At 70.3% G+C, this 15488-nt stretch carries 11 protein-coding genes; 3 read left to right on the plus strand and 8 right to left on the minus strand.

Going from position 1 to position 15488, the window contains the following annotated elements; genetic code table 11:
* From ACSVC7_RS18145 to ACSVC7_RS18155, 3 genes are all read right to left on the minus strand, one after another.
* Complete coding sequence (locus tag ACSVC7_RS18145) at nucleotides 1–405, minus strand: response regulator (RefSeq protein WP_448205801.1); 405 nt, start codon at nucleotides 403–405, stop codon at nucleotides 1–3.
* A 336-nt stretch (nucleotides 406–741) separates the two neighbouring features.
* Nucleotides 742–4797, minus strand: coding sequence for a PAS domain-containing hybrid sensor histidine kinase/response regulator (locus ACSVC7_RS18150; RefSeq protein WP_448205800.1), 4056 nt, complete (start codon nucleotides 4795–4797; stop codon nucleotides 742–744).
* 114 nt (nucleotides 4798–4911) lie between these two features.
* A complete protein-coding gene (locus tag ACSVC7_RS18155; protein WP_448205799.1) occupies nucleotides 4912–5298 on the minus strand; it encodes a hypothetical protein in 387 nt (128 codons plus the stop codon).
* Between the two features lie 384 nt (nucleotides 5299–5682).
* Here ACSVC7_RS18155 and ACSVC7_RS18160 point away from each other — a divergent pair, with 384 nt between their 5' ends.
* A complete protein-coding gene (locus ACSVC7_RS18160) occupies nucleotides 5683–7053 on the plus strand; it encodes an ATP-binding response regulator (RefSeq protein WP_448205798.1) in 1371 nt (456 codons plus the stop codon).
* A gap of 10 nt (nucleotides 7054–7063) precedes the next feature.
* Here the strand turns inward: ACSVC7_RS18160 and ACSVC7_RS18165 are convergent, their stop codons facing one another.
* Nucleotides 7064–8956 (minus strand): hybrid sensor histidine kinase/response regulator, encoded by a 1893-nt coding sequence (locus ACSVC7_RS18165; RefSeq protein ID WP_448205797.1) that lies wholly within the window; start codon nucleotides 8954–8956, stop codon nucleotides 7064–7066.
* A 178-nt stretch (nucleotides 8957–9134) separates the two neighbouring features.
* Between ACSVC7_RS18165 and ACSVC7_RS18170 the strand changes: the two genes are divergently transcribed.
* Together ACSVC7_RS18170 and ACSVC7_RS18175 are read left to right on the plus strand one after the other, a co-directional pair.
* A complete protein-coding gene (locus ACSVC7_RS18170; protein ID WP_448205796.1) occupies nucleotides 9135–10202 on the plus strand; it encodes a chemotaxis protein CheB in 1068 nt (355 codons plus the stop codon).
* 281 nt (nucleotides 10203–10483) lie between these two features.
* Nucleotides 10484–11485 carry a chemotaxis protein CheB gene (locus ACSVC7_RS18175; RefSeq protein ID WP_448205795.1) on the plus strand — a complete coding sequence of 334 codons (1002 nt, stop codon included), beginning with the start codon at nucleotides 10484–10486 and terminating at the stop codon, nucleotides 11483–11485.
* 181 nt (nucleotides 11486–11666) lie between these two features.
* On the opposite strand, the gene ACSVC7_RS18180 is transcribed toward ACSVC7_RS18175, so the two are convergent.
* The 4 genes from ACSVC7_RS18180 to ACSVC7_RS18195 all read right to left on the minus strand — a co-directional run bounded on the left by ACSVC7_RS18180 (nucleotide 11667) and on the right by ACSVC7_RS18195 (nucleotide 15289).
* The gene (locus ACSVC7_RS18180; protein ID WP_483508500.1) at nucleotides 11667–12170 is read right to left on the minus strand and encodes a PAS domain S-box protein; all 504 of its coding nucleotides are present in this window, start codon (nucleotides 12168–12170) and stop codon (nucleotides 11667–11669) included.
* Between the two features lie 57 nt (nucleotides 12171–12227).
* Nucleotides 12228–13946 (minus strand): CheR family methyltransferase, encoded by a 1719-nt coding sequence (locus tag ACSVC7_RS18185; protein ID WP_448205793.1) that lies wholly within the window; start codon nucleotides 13944–13946, stop codon nucleotides 12228–12230.
* Between the two features lie 64 nt (nucleotides 13947–14010).
* Nucleotides 14011–14748, minus strand: coding sequence for a response regulator transcription factor (locus ACSVC7_RS18190; protein ID WP_448205792.1), 738 nt, complete (start codon nucleotides 14746–14748; stop codon nucleotides 14011–14013).
* Nucleotides 14749–14878: 130 nt separating this feature from the next.
* On the minus strand, nucleotides 14879–15289 hold the full coding sequence (locus ACSVC7_RS18195) for a response regulator (protein ID WP_448205791.1): 411 nt from the start codon (nucleotides 15287–15289) through the stop codon (nucleotides 14879–14881).
* Between the last annotated feature and the right edge of the window lie 199 nt (nucleotides 15290–15488).

Consider the following 15488-nt stretch of genomic DNA (forward strand, 5'->3'; position numbering starts at 1 on the left):
TTACCGGGCGGCCAGCAGGCGGTCCACCCGCTCCTTCAGCGCGCCGAAGGACGGCGGCTTGACGACGAAGCCGTTGACGCCCAGCGCCATCGCCTTCTTCACGATCTCGGATTCGGTGTGGTTGGTCAGGAAGACGACCGGGGTGCGGTTGTTCTTCACCTCGGCGCTGGCGCGCAGCTGGGCGAGGAACTGAAGACCCGACACCGGCTTCATGTCGATGTCGCAAACGATGATGTCGGGGTTGGAGCGGATGCATTCCTGCATCCCCGTCTCGCCGTTGTCGGCCTCCGCGATGGAGCGGAAACCGATCTGCATGAGGATTTGCATGATGGTCCGGCGGACGAAGGGCTGATCCTCGATGACGAGGATTTTGTACTGATCGTACTCGACCGCCTTCTTGTCCATCGACGCCCCCTCATCCGGCAGAGCCCGCGCTGTGGGCGGGGGTACCACTTATTCGTCCTGCGAACACTGATAAAGCCTGTCGCGTCCGCGAGCAACCGTCAGACCGTTACAACCCAGAGAAATCGGCTGACGGTTTTGTAGCAAGGGAATACGGACCCTAGACCCCTCGCCCGGCCCCGCCGGGAGAGGAAGGGGCCCGCGCCGAAGGCGTGGGAGGGTGAGGGCAAGGTCGATCCGAGAGTCCTCGCTCCACTTTCCCTGGATTCTCGCAAAAAACCTTGCCCTCACCCTCCCTCTCCCGCCGGAGGCGGGCGAGGGGATTTATGGGGGGTCCCGTTACAGGCCGTTAAGAATGAAGGACTCTACGCGACCGAATGCCGCGCGCAGGGGGGCCACCTGCGCGCGCGCGGCGTCCACATGGCCCTTGGCCGCCAGCACCTCGATCTCGGAGCAGAGCTTCGCCAACTCCTTGGCGCCGGCGGTGCGGGCGGCGCCGGCGGCGGCGTGGGCGGCGCGGCGTCCCTCCTCCGCGTCCCCAAGGTCCAGGCCGCGTTCCACCTCGTCCAGGATCGGCGCGGTGGTTTCCAGGAAGTAGCCGAGCAGGTCGCGCGCCCCGTCCAGGCTGCCGAAGGTGTCGACCACATGGTCGAGGTCGAGGACGGCCAAGCCGCCGGATTCCGTCTTTGCCACGCTCATGGCCGCCCCGCCTCCGCTTGCGCCGCAGCTCGCGCCATCGCCCACGCGATCATTCGTGCGCTGCACAGCTGTATCCTTGCCGTTCCCGCGCCCGTTGTCCACGGCGGCGCGCGTGGCAGCGCCCCCGTTCGAAGCCCCCTCCCTGGACGGGCGGCGCAGCGGAAGGGCCTGGGGCAGCCAGCGCGCCAGCGTCCGCGACAGGGTCTGCATGTTCACGGGCTTGGACAGGTAATCGTCCATCCCGGCGGCGAAGCAGCGTTCCGCCTCGCCGATCAGGGCGCTGGCGGTCAGGGCGATGATGGGCAGGCGCCGGCCGCTGTCGCGCTCCTGCGCGCGCAGGCGCTGCGACAGCTCGTAGCCGTCGAGCTGCGGCATGTGACAGTCGGTCAGCAGCAGGCCGAAGGCGCGTTCCCGGAGCATCCGCAGCGCTTCCGCCCCGTCGCCGGCCAGCAGGGCGGCGAAGCCCAGCTGTTCCAGCTGCTTGCGGATGACCACCTGGTTGGTCGGGTTGTCCTCCGCCACCAGGATCAGGGCGCCGGCCGCTTCGGCCTCCTCCACCGTGGGTGGCTGGACGGTGCCGATCTCCACGGGCAGGGACTCGTCGGCCTCCGGCGTGTGGCGGCCGGCGATGCGGGCGACCGCGACGCGCAGGGTGGCCTGCCGCACCGGTTTCATCAGCACGGCGGCGACCCCACTGCCGCCGGCCCCCGCGTCGTCGTGGTTGGTCGCGACGAGGATGCGCGTGTCGCTGAGCGCCGGCATGCGCGCCAGCGCCCCCGCCAGCCCCAGCCCGTCCAGCAGGCCGGGGTCGTGCTCCACCACCGCCACGTCGAAGGGGAAGCCGGCCTGGAGTCCCCGGCGCAGCGCGTCGAAGCCGGCGGCGGCGTCCGCCGCGACGGCGACCTGGGCGCCCGCCCCGGCCAGCGCGTCGGCGAAGGCCTCGCGCAGCGGGCCGCAGTCGTCCACCACCAGCACCCGCAGCCCGGCGAGGTCGGCGCCGGGGCGCGGCGCATGGTCGGCCCCCGCGTCGCCGGCCGGCGGCAAGGGCACCTCAAACCAGAAGGTGGAGCCCTCGCCGGGGCGCGACTCCACGCCGATATCGCCGCCCATCATCTCGACGAGGCGGCGGCAGATCGACAGGCCGAGGCCCGACCCGCCGAAGCGCCGCGTGGTCGAGGCGTCGGCCTGGGTGAAGGGCTGGAACAGGCGGGCCTGCTGCTCCTCGTCCAGGCCGATGCCGGTGTCACGCACCTCGATCCGCACCAGCCCGCCATCGCGCCCGCCGGCCAGCGACAGGGCGATGTGCCCGCGCTCCGTGAACTTGATGGCATTGCCGACGAGGTTCAGCATGATCTGGCGCAGGCGCACCGGGTCGCCCAGCCGAACCTCCGCCCCGCCCAGCGCCACGCGGGTGATGAGGTCCAGGCGCTTCTCCCGCGCGCGGGTCGCCAGCAGGTCCACCACCCCCTCCGCGATGTCGCGCAGCGAGGTCGGCACGGATTCGAGCTGGAGCCGCCCGGCCTCGATCTTCGAGAAATCGAGGATGTCGTCGATGATGGTCAGCAGGGCCGAGGCGGACTCCCGGATCACGCTCAGCACGTTGCGCTGCTCGGAATCGAGCGGCGTGCGGTCCAGCACCTCCAGCATGCCAAGCACGCCGTTCATGGGCGTGCGGATCTCGTGGCTCATGGCGGCGAGGAAGGTGGACTTGGCGCGCGCCGCCTCCTCCGCGTGTTCCTTGGCCTGGCGCAGGGCGGCCTCGGCGCGGTGGCGTTCCGTGACGTCGGCGTAGGTGTAGACGTAGCCGCCGTCGGGCATGGCGTTGCCGCGGACGCCCAGCACGATGCCCCCGCGGATCACCAGCTCCATGTCCACCGTCTCGCCCCGGCGCATGATGCCGGCGGTGCGCCCGGCCTCCGCGTCCACGCCGCTGTTGAGGTCGGCGTCGGCGTAGTCGCCGCGCGCGGCGTTGAAGCGCATCAACTCCAGCAGGGTCGGCCGGATCGCCAGCAGCTCCTCCGGATAGCCCCACAGCTCGCGGTAGAGGCGGTTGTGCAGGACGGCGTGCAGGTTCTCATCGAACATGCACACGCCGGTCGGCATCGTCTCGAACAGGGCCTGGAGTTGCGCCGACTTGGCGGCCAGCGCCGCTTCAGCCTCCACCTGGGGCGTGATGTCCACGCAGATCAGCTGGATCGCCGGCTGCCCCTTCCAGTCGATGGCGCGGGTGCACAGGTCCACCCAGATGCGCGAGCCGTCGCGCCGCAGCATGCGCGTGCGCCGCCGCATCTCCTCCGTCAGCGCCCCGGTGCTGAACAGGCGGTTCCATTCCAGCAGGTTGGCGTATTCCTCCGGCGGGACGAGCCGCTGGAGGAGCGAACCGGTCATCAGTTCCGACGGGTCGTCGTAGCCGGCCATGCCGGCGTAGGCGTGGTTGATGAACAGCGGCTTGAAGTCGCGCATCACCACGATGCCCTGGACCGAGCCCTCGACCAGATCGCGGAAGCGCGCCTCGCTGTCGCGCAGGGCCTCCAGCGCGCGGGTGCGGTCGGTGATGTCGGTCAGCGTGATGACCCAGCCGCCGTCGCGCCGCTGCTGCCCGCGGATTTCCAGGTCGCGGCCCTGCATGTTGCGCCGTTCGTAGGCGTATGGCAGGCCGGAGCGCAGCCGTTCCAGCCGGTCCCGGATGAACCGCTCGCCCTCGGCCTCCGGGAAGTCACCGCGCTCCAGCGCGTAGATGAGGAAGCCTTCCAGGGTCGGGTTGGCATCGACTTCCGCCGGGGTCACGTTCCACAGCTCGCAGAAGCGGCGGTTGTAGAGGACGATGCGCTCCTCCGCGTCGAGCATCAGGATGCCGCTGGGCATCGCCTCGATGGCCGCGCGCAGCAGGGCGGCGGTCTCCAGCACCTGATCCTCGGCCTTCACGCGGTCGGTGACGTCCACGACGGTGGTCTGCACCGCCGGCTCGCCCATCCAGTCGACCACGCGGTCGATCATCTCCACCCACACCGTCTCGCCGTCGCGGCGCAGGTTGCGCAGCCGCTGCACGCCCGACGGCACCCGCCCGTCCATCAGCGTCAGGTAGGACCGCCAGGCGCGCGGCTGCTCCTCCGGCGCGATCAGCACGTTGAGGTCGGGAAGCTCCAGCACCTCGTCCGCCGCGGTGAAGCCGAAGATGCGGGCGTAGGCGTCGTTCACGAACAGCGGCTTGAAGCCCCGATGGATCAGGATGCCCTGGATGGACCCCTCGATCAGCCCGCGAAAGCGCGCCTCGCTGGTGCGCAAAGCCCGCTCGCGGTGCCGCACCTCGTGCGCGACGGCGTCCATGGCGCGCGCCATGCGTTCCACCGGGTCGTCCGCACTGGTGTCGTCGGGGAAGCGCGCGTCGGGATGATGGGGGGCGCCGCCGGCCGAAACGCCGGCCTCGTCGATCAGGTGGTGCAGGCTGCGGCGAAGCCGGCCCAGCCGGCGGACGAGGCTGCGGGTGACCGTCGTTCCCAGCGCGCCGGCGCACAGCAGGCTCATCCCCGCCAGCAGCGCCGGCATAACGGGCGGGAGGCCGCCCCTTGCCAGCAAGTCCATGGGAAGCGCACCGGTGGCTTCCAGAGCCAGGACCGTAGCGGCGACGGTCAGCGCGGCCACGCCGGCAAAGCCGGCCCCCAGCCGCAGCGTCACGCCGAACTTGTCGCCCACCATACGCCCGACCCCTCACGCGGAATTCGGACGTATTTTAGCAATCCTCGCGCGTTCCGGCGATGGCCGCAGTGCCTATGACGTGTGTCCAGGCGCCGCACCCCGCCGGATGCGCGACTATCGGCCGGAGCGGGTAATGCCCAGCAGGGAGCCGATGATGTTGGCGACGAACTGCCGCTCCGGGTGGAGTTCATGGACCGCCACCGCGCGCCCGGCGTGGGACAGGGCGGCGCGGGCCAGCGCCGCCGGGTCAGGACAGGGCTCCCCGTCGATGCGGAAACGGGCGACCGTCTTGGTCAGCTCGCGCACGGCCATCAGCGGCGGAATGGTCATCAGGAAGCGGGCGCTGGCCACCGGGTCGTAGCCGCAGCGGGCCAGCATGCTCTGCACCGTCACCGGGGCGCCGTGCCCCTCGGTGCCGACCTGGTAGCCGAGCAGCCGCCGTGCCCGCTCCTCCACCGCCTCGGACCAGCCAGCGGTCGCCGTGATCAACGGATTGTACAAGCCTGCCTCCAATGCCTCGGCTGAACAGCGGGGGCCGAACAGCGGGGGCCGAACACCGCGACGCCGCCGGCGCGATTGCTTCGAGTACGAAGCAACCCGCGTGCCAACGGCGCTGCGGGACGCCGCCCCCGGCCTCCCGCAAGGCTCGCGCACTCTTCCGGCCATGCCGTGATGGAAACTTCAACACGGGACGCGCCCGCTTGTGCCATACCCGACACGCATTGTCGGCTATGCGACAAAAGTAGGGTACTGGGGCCAGCTAATAACCTAGCGTTACGGGAGGACTCTCGCCCGCGGCCCGGTCGCCTCTACGACCTTTTCCCATGCTGCGTTCTTGGCCCGGGTCATGCAATGATTTGTTCACAAACAGGCTGAGGAGGCGTCGTGCGAAACTCCATTTCGGCCAAGGAAGACGGAAGCGGGGGCGGCGGGGCTACGGAGCGGGGATTGCGGCCGAGGCGGTTTGCGGCGCTGGGCCGCAGCCCGCTGGTCCAGGCCTGGGCCGCCGCCGAGGACGCCCGGCGGGAAGCCCGCCTGCTGGCCGAGGAACTGGACGCCCACCGGCGCGAGATCGCGGAGCTGCGACGACGCCTGGATGAGCAGACCGCCGCCCTGCACCGCGCGCGGGAGGCCGCAGAGGCCGCCCACCGGGCGAAGACGCGCTTCTTGTCCGCCGCCAGCCACGACCTGCGCCAGCCGATCCAGGCCGCCGCCCTCTACGCCCATGTGCTGCGCCCGTCGGTCGCGCCCGGTTCGGCGGGCCAGGGGACGCTGGACCTTCTGGAAGCGTCGGTGGAGAGCCTGAACGGCATGCTGAGCGGGCTGCTCGACCTGTCGCGGCTGGAGGCCGGCGCCATCGACGTGGCCGCCATCGACTTCGTGCCGGCCGACCCGATGCTTCGCCTCGCCGCCGAGTTCCGGGAGCAGGCCAAGGCCGTCGGGGTGGACCTGCGTTGCCTGCCCTCCGTCGCCCCGGTGCGGACCGACCCGAAGCTGCTGGAGCGCGTGCTGCGCCACCTTCTGTCCAACGCGATCACGCACGGCGCCCGGCTGGGGGGCAGACGGGTCCTGCTGGGCTGCCGTCGGCGCGGCGGGACGCTTGAATTCCAGGTGTGGGACAACGGCCCCGGCATTCCCGAGGACGCGCAGGCCGCCATCTTCGAGGAGTTCCGCCAGCTCGACAACCCGGAGCGCAGCGCCGCCAAGGGCTTCGGGCTCGGCCTGTCCATCGTGTCCCGCATCGCCCGGCTGCTGGGGCTGGAGGTGACGGTGCGCTCCGAGGTCGGGCGGGGGACGGTCTTCACCATCGCGGTGCCACTGTCCACCCGCCGGCGGGACGCGGCGCACCTGCACGCCCCGGCCTCCGACCCGGCGGTTCTGGCGCGGATCCGCGGACGGACGGTTCTGCTGGTCGAGGATGACGAGCGCGTCCGGATCGGCCTGACGATGCTGCTGAAGACGTGGGGCGCGCGCGTCGTCGCCGTCGGTTCGGCGGAGGAACTGGCGGCCCGCCTGCCGCGCCTGCGCCGCCCACCCCATGTGCTGCTGGCCGACCACCGCCTGCCCGGCGGGCGCACGGGACGCAACGTGGTGGAGCTGGTGCGCGGGCGCTGGGATGTCCCCGCGGTCATCATCACCGGTGACACGGCGCCAGAGCGCCTGCGCGAGGCGAAATCCATCGGCTGCCGCCTGCTGCACAAGCCCGTGGAGCCCGCCCTGCTCGCCCACACGCTGGGAGAGGTCATTCACATCTGAAGGTTTGCTGTCAGGCGTCCAGGGCATCGCCCAGGGCGCCGGCCAGTTCGGACGGCTGGATCGGCTTGTGGAGCAGCCGGCAGCCGAGGGACATGGCTTCGCGCAGGCGTTCCGGCGCGGTGTCGCCGGTGATGATGACGCCCGGCACGTCCCAGCGGCTGCGCACCAGTTCCACCACGTTGCGCCCGGTGTGCCCGCCGGGCAGGCGGTGATCGGTCAGCACCACATGCGGCCGCCGGCGCAGGCGCGGCAGGATCGAGGCCAGCTCCTCCGTCGAGCCGGCGGCGACCACCCGCACACCCCAGCCCTTCAGCAGCAGGGTCAGGCCGCGCCGAACCTGCGCGTCATCCTCCACCAGCAGCACGGTGCGCCCCTTCAGCCAGCCGGCCATGCCGGTGTCGAGGACCGGCGCCTTCAGCTGGATCGGCTCCGGCGCGCGGGCGCGCGGCACCGTGACCGAGAAGACGGAACCGCGCCCGACGGCTGAGCGCACCGTCACCTCCAGCCCCAGCAGCCGGGCGATGCGGGACACGATGGACAGGCCGAGCCCGAAGCCTTTGGCGGCGCTGCGTTCCGGGTTCTTGAGCTGGCGGAACTCCTCGAAGATGGCCTCCCGCGCGTCCTCGGGGATGCCGGGGCCGTTGTCCCACACCTGGAACTCCACCCCGCCCGGCCGGCGCCGGCAGCCGAACAGCACCCGCCCGCGCCCTTCGCCGTCTCCGTCCCCCGCACCATGCGCGATGGCGTTGGAAAGGAGGTTGCGCAGCACGCGCTCCAGCAGCTTCGGGTCGGTCGAGACGGCGGCGTTGCTGGGCAGGCAGCGCAGATCGATGCCCGACACCCCGGCAACCCCGCCGAATTCGGCGGCCAGCCGGCGCATCAGCTCGGCGGGGGCGAAGTCGGCCATCTCGACCTCGATGGCGCCGGCCTCCAGCCGCGACAGGTCGAGCAGCCCGCTCAGCATGCCGTTCAGGCTGTCGATGGAGGCCCTCAGCAGGTCCAGCACCTCTTCCGCCGCCGCATTGCCGTCGATGATGGAGCGCAGCACATGGGCGTAGAGCGCCGCGGCCTGGATCGGCTGGCGCAGGTCGTGGCTGGCGGCGGCGAGGAACTTGGTCTTCGCACGGTCGGCGGCCTCCGCCGCCTCCTTGGCGCGCTGCATCTCCTCCTCGGCCTTCTTGCGCTGGGTCACGTCCTGGAACACCACCGCGACGCGCCGCTCCGTCGGGCTGCCGACCTTGAAGACGTAGAAATTGAACCACGTCCGCAGCGGGGCGGCGTACAGCTCCGTGCGCGCGGCCACCCCGGTCAGGGCGGCGCGGCCGAACACCTCGAACCAATGGGGCTCGAAGCCGGTGGCGATCTCGCTCAGCCGGCGGCCGACGCAGTTCTGGCCGGTCATCCGGATCGCGGCGGGGTTGGCCTGCAGATACAGGATGTCCACCGGGCGTTCGTCGGCGTCGAAGATCTCCTCGGCCAGGAAGAAGCCCTCGTCCATCGCCTCGAACAGGGTGCGGTAGCGCGCCTCGCTCTCGGCCAGCTGGAGGGTGCGTTCCTCCACCCGCCGTTCCAGCTCGTCGTTGGCCCGCTCCAGCTCCTCGGTGAGTACCTGAAGCTCCTCGTAGGAGGTCTGGAGTTCCTCCGACAGGTGGGATTCGTCCCGGCGGACGGTGCGCAGCCGGTTGTCGCTGCGGATCAGGGCTTCGAGCAGTTCGCTCTTGCGGATCTCCTCGGCGGCGAGGCGGTGGTGCAGGTCGGCGATCTGGTGCCGCTGCGCCTCCAGCTCCTCCTCCAGCCGCCGTCTCTCCTCGACGAGCAGCCCCGCTTCGGCCTGCGCGTCCTCGGCGGCGACCAGGGCCTGTTCCAGGTGCTGGTCCAGCTCCGCGACCCGCTGCCGGAGCATCGCACGCTCGTCGTCGCTCTCGTCGTCATTCCGAATGGATACGGATTCCGCCACGGCTCCCCCACGCGTTCTTTTTGCGCATGCACGGTGGCACCCCGCCTGTCCAACAGCCCACCTCCGGAAAAGTCATCGGGCGGGTGCCGAGATTCCTCCCGAATCACCATGTTGTTATCGGCACATGGAAAAGCGAGACATCCTGGTGATCGGTGCGTCGGCCGGCGGCGTCACCGCGCTGCAAAGTCTTTTCGCCGGCATGCCGAAGGACTGCCCGGCCACGGTTTTCGTCGTTCAGCACATCGCCGGTCAGCAGAGTGTCCTGCCAAGGCTGCTGACGCGCGCCGGCTGGCTGCCGGCCTTCCACCCGAAGGACGGCGAGCCGGTGCGGCGCGGCTGGATCCACGTCGCCCCGCCCGACCATCATCTGCTGGTCAAGAACGGCCGGACGCTGGTGCGCCGGGGGGCGAGGGAGAACCGCACCCGCCCGGCCATCGACCCGCTGTTCCGCTCCGCGGCGGTGGCCTACGGGCCGCGGCTGGTCGGGGTGATCCTGACCGGCACGCTGGACGACGGCACGGCCGGCCTGCGTGCGGTGAAGCGCTGCGGCGGCCTCGCCGTCGTTCAGGATCCGGAAGACGCGGAATGGCCGGACATGCCGCGCAACGCGATGGCCCATGTGGTGCCGGACCACTGCGTGCCGCTGTCCGACATGCCGGCCCTGCTGGCCCGCCTGTTGGCCGAGCCGGCCGGACCGAGGGTGCCGATCCCGCCTGACGTGGCGGTGGAGGCGAGCATCCCGGAGAAGGAGTTCAGCACCGTGCCCGACGACACCAACGCCGTGGGACGGCCGAGCCCGCTGAGTTGCCCGGACTGCGGCGGCAACCTGTCCGAGATCGAGGACGGTCCGCTCATCCGCTACCGCTGCAAGGTCGGCCACGCCTTCAGCCCCAACACGCTGGCGCAGCTTCACAAGGAATCGGTGGAGCACGCCCTGTGGGTGGCCCTGCGCACGCACGAGGACCGCGTCGCCCTGTTCGAGCGGCTGGCCGACAACGCGCGCAAGCGCGGCCACAACCGCGTCGCGGTGAGCTGGTCCGAGGCGACCCGAGAGGCCCAGCAGAACGTCAACCTCCTGCGCGACGTGCTGATGCGGCAAGGCGACGCCCTGGCCGGCGTGCTGTCCACCCTGCCGCACGACGGGGCGGGGGACGGGGCGGGGGACGGGGCGGCCGGGGATGGGGCGGAGTGATGGCCTCGATGGAGGCGCATGGGACTGACTTTGGTCGTTCGGCACGGCCCGCAACGGGCAACCACTATCCCCTCCCGTCATCCCCGCGAAGGCGGGGATCCAGACCGACCAGGCACTTAGACGCGAAGTTTTCTGGATCCCCGCCTTCGCGGGGATGACGAACAGGGAAGCGGCGGCTTCGTAGCAAATGGCTTTACCGGATAGCCATGACGCGAAGGCCGGAATGACGCCGGAACAGTGGTCTGACAGTCGAGCCCGTGCCCGGAAAGGGACGCAAGCCCATGGAATGCCGCGCGTTGATCGTGGTCGGTGCATCGGCGGGAGGCGTGGAGGCGCTGGAGGCGCTGGCGCGCGGCCTGCCGCCCGGCCTGCCGGCCGCGCTCTGCGTCGTCCTGCACATCGGCGAGCGGCGCAGCGCCGCCCCCGCCGTCCTCGCCACGGCCGGCCCACTGCCGGCCAGCCACGCGCGCGACGGCGAGGTAATCCGGCCCGGCCACATCTACGTGGCCCCACCCGACCGCCACATGCTGGTGGAGCCCGGCGGGCGCCTGCGCCTATCGCGCGGCCCGCGCGAGAACGGCACCCGGCCGGCGGCCGACCCGCTGTTCCGCTCCGCCGCGCACGCCTTCGGGCCCAAGGTCGTCGGGGTGGTCCTGTCGGGCGGACTCAGCGACGGCACCGCCGGCCTCAGCGAGATCAAGCGACTGGGCGGCACCACCGTGGTGCAGGACCCGGAGGAGGCGCGGTACCCCGGCATGCCGCGCAGCGCCCTGAACAACGTCACGATCGACCATTGCCTGCCGTCGGCGGCAATCGGCAAGCGGCTCGCCCGGCTCGTCGCGGCGATGGTGTCGAACACGGCAACGACCCCGCCATCCAAGGAGGGAGAAGGCATGGATGGAGACTACGACCTGAAGCGACCCATCACCCTGACCTGCCCGGAATGCGGCGGGTCGGTCGCCGAGACGACCATGGATTCCCTGCCCTACTTCACCTGCCACATCGGCCACCGCTTCGGTGCCGACAGCATGGAGGAGGCGCAGTTCCGCATGGTCGAGCAGGCCTTCGAGGTGGCGTTGCGCGCGCTGAACGAGCGGACGGCCCTGTGTGTGCGCCTCGCCGACGCAGCGCGGAGCAAGGGGCAGTCCCTGTCCGCCAAGCGCTGGAGCGACGCCAGCCGCGAAGCCAAGGAGCGCGCGGAGTTGCTGCTCCGCTTCCTGGGCGACGAATGGCTCCGCCCATCGCCGGACGCGGAGGATGCCGCCGAGGATGGCGGGGCCTGAGCAGGGTTGTTTGAGAGTGGCAGCGTTTGCCCCTCCTCATTTTGCCCCCTCCCCAACCCTCCCCCGCTGCGCGGGAGAGGGAGCTTGTGCGAAACGGCGGCAGCCCCCTCCACCACCGAAGGCGGGGGAGGGTTGGGGAGGGGGCAACCCTTCGCCGAACAGTGAACGTCTGCTCAGCCCGTCACTCCCCGACCGGCACCTCGCGGTCTCCCGTGCCGCCCAGACGCTGCCGCTCGGTGGTGTCGTGGACGATGGCGACGAGGATCGGCGGCCGTTCGTCGCCGAAATACTGAAGGCAAACCTCGACCGGATAGGCGCCGCGGTGGCGGCTCTCCATCGTCGTCTCGAAGACCACCTCCTGCTTGTCGCCCGACAGCAGCGGCGCGACGAGGCGCTGGAAGCGGTCCCCCGGCACCTCGGGCATCAGCTCGTGCACGGCCATCTGCTTGAGCTGGTCCAGCGAGTGGCCCAGCTTCGTCTCCGCCCCCCGGTTGACCAGAAGGAAGTGGAAGGTCGCCGCGTCCAGGAAATAGACCTCGTTCAGCGATTGGCCGATGACGCGGCCGAGATAGCCGGCGAAGGCTTCCGTGCGCGTCTGTTCGGTGATGTCCTCGATGATCAGAACGATGCCCCGCGTCTCCTTGGCTTCGTAGAGCAGCGGGGAGAGCCGCACGCGGCAGGTCACGGAACGGCCGCGGCGGTCCACGGCGTTCAGGGTGACGGGCTGCTGCGGCGCCTCCTTCTACAGGATGCGCTCCAGATCGCCGCGCAGCTTCTGCACGGGCAGGCCGATGTCCAGGTCGAGGAAGGCCTCGCCCTGCACCTCCTCGCTGCGCAGGCCCCACATGTTCTCGCCCCAGCGGTTCCAGGACCGCACGCTGAGATCCTGGTCCAGCACGATGATGCCCACATCCATGCTGCGCAGCACCGATTCGGAGTAGCGGCGGAATTCCCCCGATTCCTCGCCCTGGCGGCGCAGCTCCTCGTTGGCGACCTCCAGCTCCTCGTTGGCGGAGCGGAGTTCCTCGTTCATGGTCTCCAGCTCCTCATTCGTGGACTGGAGTTCCTCGTTCGTGGTCTCAAGCTCCTCGTTGGTGCTCTGAAGCTCCTCGTTCGTCGTCTCCAGCTCCTCGTTGGAGGACTGAAGCTCCTCGATGGTGGTCTCCAGGCTTTCCTGCGCGGCCTCCAGCTCCTGCTGGAGCAGGAAGTTGCGGCTGGTGTCGGTGAAGGCCAGCAGCGTGGCGAAGGGCTTGCCGTCGCGGCCGTAGAGCAGCGAGATCTCGATGGTCAGGCGGATCGGCTCGGCCGGCGGGCGGGAGAATTCCTGATGGTCGATGCGCACCGTGCGGCCGGTCTTCTGCACCTCGTCGATGCGCGAGCGCAGCTCGGTCGGGCGGTAGGAGATCGCCAAGTCCTGGAACGGGTGGCCGATGTCCACCTCGCCGACGTCCAGCAGGCGGCGCGCCATGGCGTTGGCGAAGACCAGCTGCCCCTCGCCGTTGACCGACAGGTAGGCGGTCGTGCTGCTGTCCACGATGCCTTCCATCAGCCGCGTCTGGAAATTAGGCCGGTGGTTGGCGGGATCGGGCGCGAGGGTCAGGCTGCCGCCCAGGCTGCGCCGCCATTCCTGCGGCACCTTGCGGAAGATGCGGCTCTTGAGGTCGACCGGCTCGAACATCTTGGAGCGGGCGAGCTGCGTCTCCGCCTTGCCAAGGAACAGGAAGCCGTCGTTGACCAGCGCGTAGTGCAGCCGCGGCAGGACGATGCTCTGCGTGTCGCTTTCCAGATAGATCAGCAGGTTGCGGCAGACCAGAAGGTCGATGCGCGAGATCGGCGCGTCGGTCACGATGTTGTGCCGGCCGAAGATCACGCATTTGCGCAGCTCGCGCTGGAAGACGTAGTGGTTGTTGGTGCGCTCGAAATACTTCTCCAGCAGCGGCGTCGGCACGCTTTCGACGTCGCGCGGTGTGTAGGTGGCGTGGCGGGCGACGTTCAGGGCCGATTCGTCGAGGTCGGTGGCGTAGATCTTCACCCGGCTGCAGAAGGCGTCGCTGCCCAGCGCCTCCGCGAACAGCATGGCCAGCGAATAGGGCTCCTCGCCCGACGCGCAGCCCGCGCTCCAGATGCGGATGGGGCCGCGTTCGGCCCGGCGGGCCAGGACGCGCGGCACCACGTCCTTCTTCAGAACCTCCCACGCGTCGGCGTCGCGGAAGAAGCTGGTCACGTTGATCAGCACCGTGTTCAACAGGTCGACGAATTCCTGCGGGTGTGCTTCGAGAAAGCCGTGGTAGGTCGCGAAGTCGTCGCAGCCCACCTCCTCCATCCGCCGGCGGATGCGCCGTTGCAGACTGGTGCGCTTGTAGCCGCGGAAATCGAGCCCGCGGCTTTCCTGGATGTGGCGGATCAGCGCCTCGAACTCGGGATCGAGGGCTTCCTTGGCGCTGGAATCGTTGCTCGACATGATGGCCACGCGGCTGAAGGGGCCGTCATCATACCGGGGCGGCGGCGCCCGCCTCAAGCCGCCTTCACGACATCATTCCGGCCTTGACGGCCAGCAGGGCCAGCTGGGTGCGGTTGCGCACGCCCAGCCGTTGCATGACGCTGCGCAGATGAACCTTGATGGTGCCCTCCAGCACGCCCAGCGAGCGGGCGATCTCCTTGTTCGACTGCCCTTCCAGCAGAAGCCTCAGCACCTCGCGCTGGCGGTCGGTCAGCCCTTCGATGAGGGCGGCGGGCAAGGCGCCCGTTGCGGGTGTCGCCGGCTCCAGCGGCTGCGGCGGCATGCCGGGACCGGGCTGCGGCAGCGGCGCGTAGATGCCGCCGCCGAGCACGATGGGCAGCGCGTGGTCCAGCACCTCGGCCTCCGATCCCTTGGGCAGGAAGCCGCGGGCGCCGGCCCGGATGCAGGCGGCGACCACCCCGCCGTCGAGCGAGCCCGAAATGACCAGCAGCGGCACGCCGTCAAGGACGCGCAGCATCGCCTCCACCCCCGGCAGCCCGCTGGCGTCGCCGAGGTTGAGGTCGTACAGCACCGCCGACAGGTTGCCGACCGACTGGACCCGCCGCATGGCCTCGGCCAGCGATCCCGCCTCGAACACGGTCGCGGCCGGAAACCGCAGCTTGATCGCCAGCGCCAGCCCATGCCGGACCAGCGCATGGTCGTCCACCACGAGCAGCCTCGGCGCCTCGGTAATGATGTTGGCCTGCCCGAACACCGCCCCCGCGCGGGCCGGACCCAGCCCGAAACGTCCATGACGTCCCACTTGCCCCTCCGCCCGTTTCTGGTTCTGAAGCCAGGGCGCACCCCCGGAGACACGAAGTGAACAGGTGCGGGGGAAAAACGGCACGGGAAGTATGCCTTTTTGACGTATCGAAGTCAGGAAGGGGGCGAGGTCAGGAAGGGGGGCCGAACAGGTCCAGCGCCCCCGGAACGCCGGCCGACGGTTTTCCCGCCATCCGATCCCGCACCGCCGCCACCGCGCCCACCAGCGCCTCCGGCGTAAAGGGCTTGTGCAGGATGCCCAGGGCAGCGTCCCGCACATCCTCCGCCCGGTGGTCGAAGCCGGTCACCAGCAGTGCGGGGACGCCGAACTCCGCCAGCAGGCGGCGCACCACGGACAGGCCGTCCTCCGCCCCGGCCAGCTTGTAGTCCACCAGCGCCAGGTCGGGATGCTCGGTTCCAGCAAGGCGCAGGGCCTTGGCGGCGTCCCGGACCGGACCGTGGACCGTGTGGCCGGCCCCGCGCAGGACAGCCCTCATGGCCGGCCCAATCAGGGGATCGTCTTCGACGATGAGGAGCTTCATCGAAACACTCGTCCGAAATTCATGAGGAAAGGAAGGTCCAAAGGAAATGGAGCGGCAGCCGTGCGGAGGGGCCGGCACGGCTGCCGCCAGAAATCCCGGCAGCGGGGGACAAGCCGGGAATCCCGCCCAGCGTGCAGAGGCGGGTCTATGAATGCGGGGACGCCCCGGCGGGGAGCGCCGAATGGCCGTCCCGCGTCCT

It is taken from the genome of Azospirillum mesophilum, from assembly GCF_053470405.2.